Origin of the sequence: Desulfosporosinus metallidurans (assembly GCF_001936615.1) — a bacterium.
Classification (GTDB): Bacteria; Bacillota; Desulfitobacteriia; order Desulfitobacteriales; family Desulfitobacteriaceae; genus Desulfosporosinus; species Desulfosporosinus metallidurans.
Map to the genome: position 1 here is coordinate 1 of NZ_MLBF01000111.1, position 4,606 is coordinate 4,606.

A 4,606-nucleotide genomic window follows, 5' to 3' on the forward strand; every position below is an offset into this window, starting at 1 on the left:
TATGATCGATCTTGGCGATAGACATGCCGTCAACTGTTTCGTCTGTCACACCCTTCGTCATCGCGCCGTTGTTGGCATAAATATTTTTGTAAGCGATAAGATACAATTCTTTGTTGTAGAGCAAACGGTAGATGCGATATAACGGTAATTTTCGCTTGCCTCTGTCGCCGATGATATCCAATACTTTTTCGGCCTTCTGCATTCCGCATACCTCCAAGCGATTGATATCGTAACCACCTGTCTCCCTTCTCCTGATCTCCCGCATACTTGGTTACCCTTTCGGCGGTACAACGATCCAGCGGCACATATTAAAGTCCGCCTGTGCAACCGTCATTACAACCGCCACCTTGGATACTACGAAGACTCCGTTACCTTAGAAGTTTCCCCCGTTAGGCAATCCCATGTTCTGCGCAGGAAGAACGTAATAGTCCGACTTAGGTTCCCACTCATTACCTTGCTTGAACTCATTGTTCAATGTCTTATGACTCTGGATTTCTCCGAAAGAAACGCTATTTCGGGTATGTCATAAGTGAGGAGCATTTAGATTGTGTATCCTCAGATGTGAGCTTCCATCACTGGTAATTTAAGTTTAGGCAGTCTAGCTTTAACCATATCGGACAGAACTTGCGCAACCTGATTCTACACAATCTTCAAATCATCCACGCTTTAACACCATGCTCTTGTTCCCTCTTCCTTTCGAATTCAGGTAAGGTGTTGTTCTCAAAGTGTTTCCAAGGACTTTGATCCGGTAACCGGACAATTCTTTCTACGCATGACATGGCGCACAGTCTCCTTTCATTCGGCTCTTGTTATCCAACCGAGGGGCGAAGCCCCATCTGCCAGTGGTAAAATAGATCTGGTTGCTCCTTACAAATGCGACCGAGCAATTTATGAGACTTCAAATGCTTTCTGCCTGTCGATTTGTACTTGCACCTGATCCACTGGATCAGCGTGAGATTTACATAGTTGAGAACATTTCTTGCCTCACCTGCACTGTACTTGTAAAAATAATTCATCCAACCTCTAAGAACAGGATTCATCCGCTCGGCCAACTCCTCAAGCGAAGCAGTTTTGTGGTTTCTTCGTATCTCTCTGATACTGTCTCGCAGATGTTGGCTTGCACCTTTGCTGACTGCCGGGGTAAAGCTATTGAAAAAGTTCCCATGTTTGCTCTTCACAATACGCCTCCGAAAAGTGTATCCAAGAAAGTCAAAGGACTCATGTTCATAGTGCTCTGGATTCACATCACTTCTGCAATATACAATTTTCGTTTTATCAGGATGTAATTCCAGCCTGCATTCTGCCATGCGTTTATTAAGCTGAAAAAGCAGCGTCTTTGCTTCTTTCTCTGTCCGGCAATGAATTACAGCATCGTCTGCATATCTTTCCCAAGGATTTTGTGGTTGCTTTTGTTTCATCCACCAATCAAATGCATAATGCATAAACAGATTTGCTAGTACTGGACTGATTACTCCTCCTTGTGGCGTTCCGGCATTCCGTTCTTGAACGGTTCCGTCCGGCATAACAATTGGCGCTTTCAGAAACCTTTCAATATACAGAGTTACCCATTTGCTGTCAGTATGTTTGCGTACTGCTTTCATCATCAGTTCATGGTCAATGTTGTCAAATAGCCCTTTGATGTCCAAATCAATGACCCACGGCATTTTCCAACACCGCATACGGGCTGTCCCCACTGCATCCAATGCTGAGCGATTCGGCCTGTATCCATACGAATCATCGCAGAATATAGGCTCCACTTGTGGTTCAAAGTTCACTCGCACCACCATCTGTGCAACCCTGTCGCTAATGGTTGGAATTCCGAGTAATCTTTTCTTGCCATCCTTTTTCGGAATTTCCACTCCTCTGACTGCGGCGGGAAAATAGCATCCTGATGACATCCTGTTCCAAATTTTGTATAGGTTGTTTTTCAAATCTTTCTCAAATTCAGTGAAGTCTACTCCATCAGTACCGCCTGCGCCATGATTCGCTTTTACGCGTCTGTACGCTTCCATTACTTGATGTTTTGAAATCTCAAACGGCTTTCCTTCTTTCATCAAATCCTCCCATTTCTGGTTGTTCAATTTCCGAAGTGCAGATAACAGAATCCCTTCGCTCCACTGCCATTACAGCAGTTTCCTCACTACTACGAATTCTTCCGAAACTAAACCTTGCATCGCTACTTTCATCCTTGTCGTGTCAGCGCTTGGATTTTTCGCTTATCATCAAGGTTTAGCTTTCTCCTGTTCCTTATAAGAGCCTATATCGTGCTCCTGTAGCCTTTACGCCGACAGCCATCCGGTCAATAAGCAGGCGCCCACCGGATTTTGTCCCAGTTGTGGCTAAATCATCTGGTTTTGACTGCAACAAACCCATTAACGACGCTTCACGGGCTATTCACTTTCGTTCAGCTTCACGATGCACACCTGACTGCTACAGCAGCCTTTTCCATACGCGCTCAGCACCACAACTTTTGGTTGCAGCACCCTATGGTGGTTTGAAACCTGCACCTGCATGCCGGTTCCGGGGGGCCTACCCTCATCTCTTACAAAGCACGTCCGACTGCCACACCATTCTTTTCTTTGCACAGTCGTCCTTTCAGGACACACTTAGCCTAACGGGTATATGGATAATGGTATCGACTCCTTTTTGGTAGAGCTAACCTCATCATTTCGTATTGGCAAGTGGTGTCGGGAATATTCTGTTGTACAATGGGCTGTGCCCCCCAAAGATAGGACTAGAAGTTATTGAGATTTCTTCTCATAATCTTGTAGCTTGGTTCGAATTTTCTTTAAGGCTTTTGATACTGGGCTATGATTGGCATAACCCAGTATCCTGCTGATTTCGCCAACCTTGGTTGCGCCGTTCCGAATCAAGATAATTACTTGCCGTTCCTTATGGTCAAGTAAAGCAACAAAATCTTCCCAAAACAGATCGTTTTCAACTTCAGTTTCTGGCCCTTGAACAGGTAAAGTGTCTGGAAGCTCTACAAATTTAACCCTAAATTTTGAGCGCTTTTTATACAACTTCCTCTCAAAGTCTTCCCTTTCATATGACCATTTTAGTGAGAAATCGTCTTCCACACGATTTGATTTAATTGCATCAATTACTGACCTCAATTTTCCTTGATTGTCCGCCATGTCTACTAGTTCTTTTGCCACCTGCCAAGCATCTTCCTCGCCTTCCCAAATGTATCCTCCCATTAATGGCCTACAAATACTGATATCTTTAGGAGCCTGTCTCTGTACACCTTTGATTAAACGCTCTTGTTTTTGATTGTCATATTCAACCCTGCCATACTGTTGCAATCTTTTCTCTATTACTATGTTCACGTAAGGCATCCAGTAATCCAAATTGTGTGCTAGCAGCTTTATAGAATCGTTGGAACTGTAGGCACTTATCTGTGATTGGGAGTTCAGTAAAGGCCATATATAGGTTGCAAATGCTCTTGAAACTCTATTATCAAAATCCTTTGGCAGGTTTCTTTCGATTAACGGACTTCTTAAAGAATGTGGCCAGTTCCCCCCCTTTAGCAAAGGTAATCCATAATACCGTAGGATTCTTGGTGGTAACATGTGATAGATAGGAAGGTAAGCGTAATACTGACGGTCACGTAACTTTGGAATAAGGTAGACATTGTGGTCTTTAAACTGTTTCAGCCATTCAAGTTTCTCCGGCACTTCTTTTTCAAACAAAGCGTGCCTTGCCTGGCCACTTTCCCATGAAATATTCCACTTTGAAATAAATACGTCTATCTCTGTCCATTGGCGAGAAGTGTAAAGCCTCTCAGGTACATATACATACTCAGGGCTATTTACCAATTTTGGAACAGCTTGAAACTGGAAGATGAAGGCTGATGATATGTTGTATAACGAAGGGTACTCGTCAGGGTCCGGCGAATCAATTTGTAGTTCATCTCGCCATAGATCCTCTTCCGTAATTTTATTGCCATAATCATTATTTTTCATTGCAGTACTCCTCCAAATTTGATTCTACCTTTCCTACGACAAATATGGGAGTTTTTGTTCCATTAATTTTCAAAGCTGGCCGGATACCGTAGGAACGGTGTCCGGATAGTTTAGGAATGCTTGGCCGGTGGCACAAGAACACCGGTCTGAATTAACGAGAATAGCCAAGCGCAACTCTGTTTGGTAATCCGTTACATTTTCTCAACGAACACTAGGATTCGAAACAACTACACATCCCACTGTGTTAAATAATTTCCCGAGCTCCTAGATAAGTTACTTTACACTTTCCACATTCTTCCTCTATTTCCTCTTAAGATCACGGAAATATTCCAAGAAAAAACAAGAAATCGCCAAGCCAAAAAGACAGCTTGGCGATTTCTTGTTAGTCATTAACTTATTTACTTACCCAGTCTACGCATCAAATACTTCTATGACCCAGTTCACTATGTTTTACCCCTGCGCGAGCTCGATCCGTGAAGCTAGTGACCCACCAAGGAAGATAATTACTGAAGATCAATGTATAGCCAACTTGCCCAGTTGTATGGAAAGCTGGCCTTTATCTTGTCTGAGAAACATAATCATCAAATTCATAACTAATATCTTTTACTTGAATTAGTTTTACTTTACGAATTTTCATATTC

4 protein-coding genes and 1 pseudogene are annotated in these 4,606 nt (G+C 43.0%); all 5 read right to left on the minus strand.

The window, feature by feature from the left end:
• A pseudogene (locus tag DSOL_RS25520) lies at positions 1–265 on the minus strand (hypothetical protein); the annotation flags it as partial.
• Between the two features lie 385 nt (positions 266–650).
• Positions 651–779, minus strand: a complete 129-nt coding sequence (locus tag DSOL_RS29670) for a hypothetical protein (RefSeq protein ID WP_282433581.1) — start codon at positions 777–779, stop codon at positions 651–653.
• Positions 780–809: 30 nt separating this feature from the next.
• The gene (ltrA, locus tag DSOL_RS25525) at positions 810–2,054 is read right to left on the minus strand and encodes a group II intron reverse transcriptase/maturase (RefSeq protein WP_075367511.1); all 1,245 of its coding nucleotides are present in this window, start codon (positions 2,052–2,054) and stop codon (positions 810–812) included.
• Positions 2,055–2,247: 193 nt separating this feature from the next.
• A complete protein-coding gene (locus DSOL_RS29675) occupies positions 2,248–2,373 on the minus strand; it encodes a hypothetical protein (protein WP_282433582.1) in 126 nt (41 codons plus the stop codon).
• Positions 2,374–2,741: 368 nt separating this feature from the next.
• On the minus strand, positions 2,742–3,965 hold the full coding sequence (locus tag DSOL_RS25530) for a hypothetical protein (RefSeq protein WP_075367512.1): 1,224 nt from the start codon (positions 3,963–3,965) through the stop codon (positions 2,742–2,744).
• Positions 3,966–4,606 lie beyond the last annotated feature (641 nt).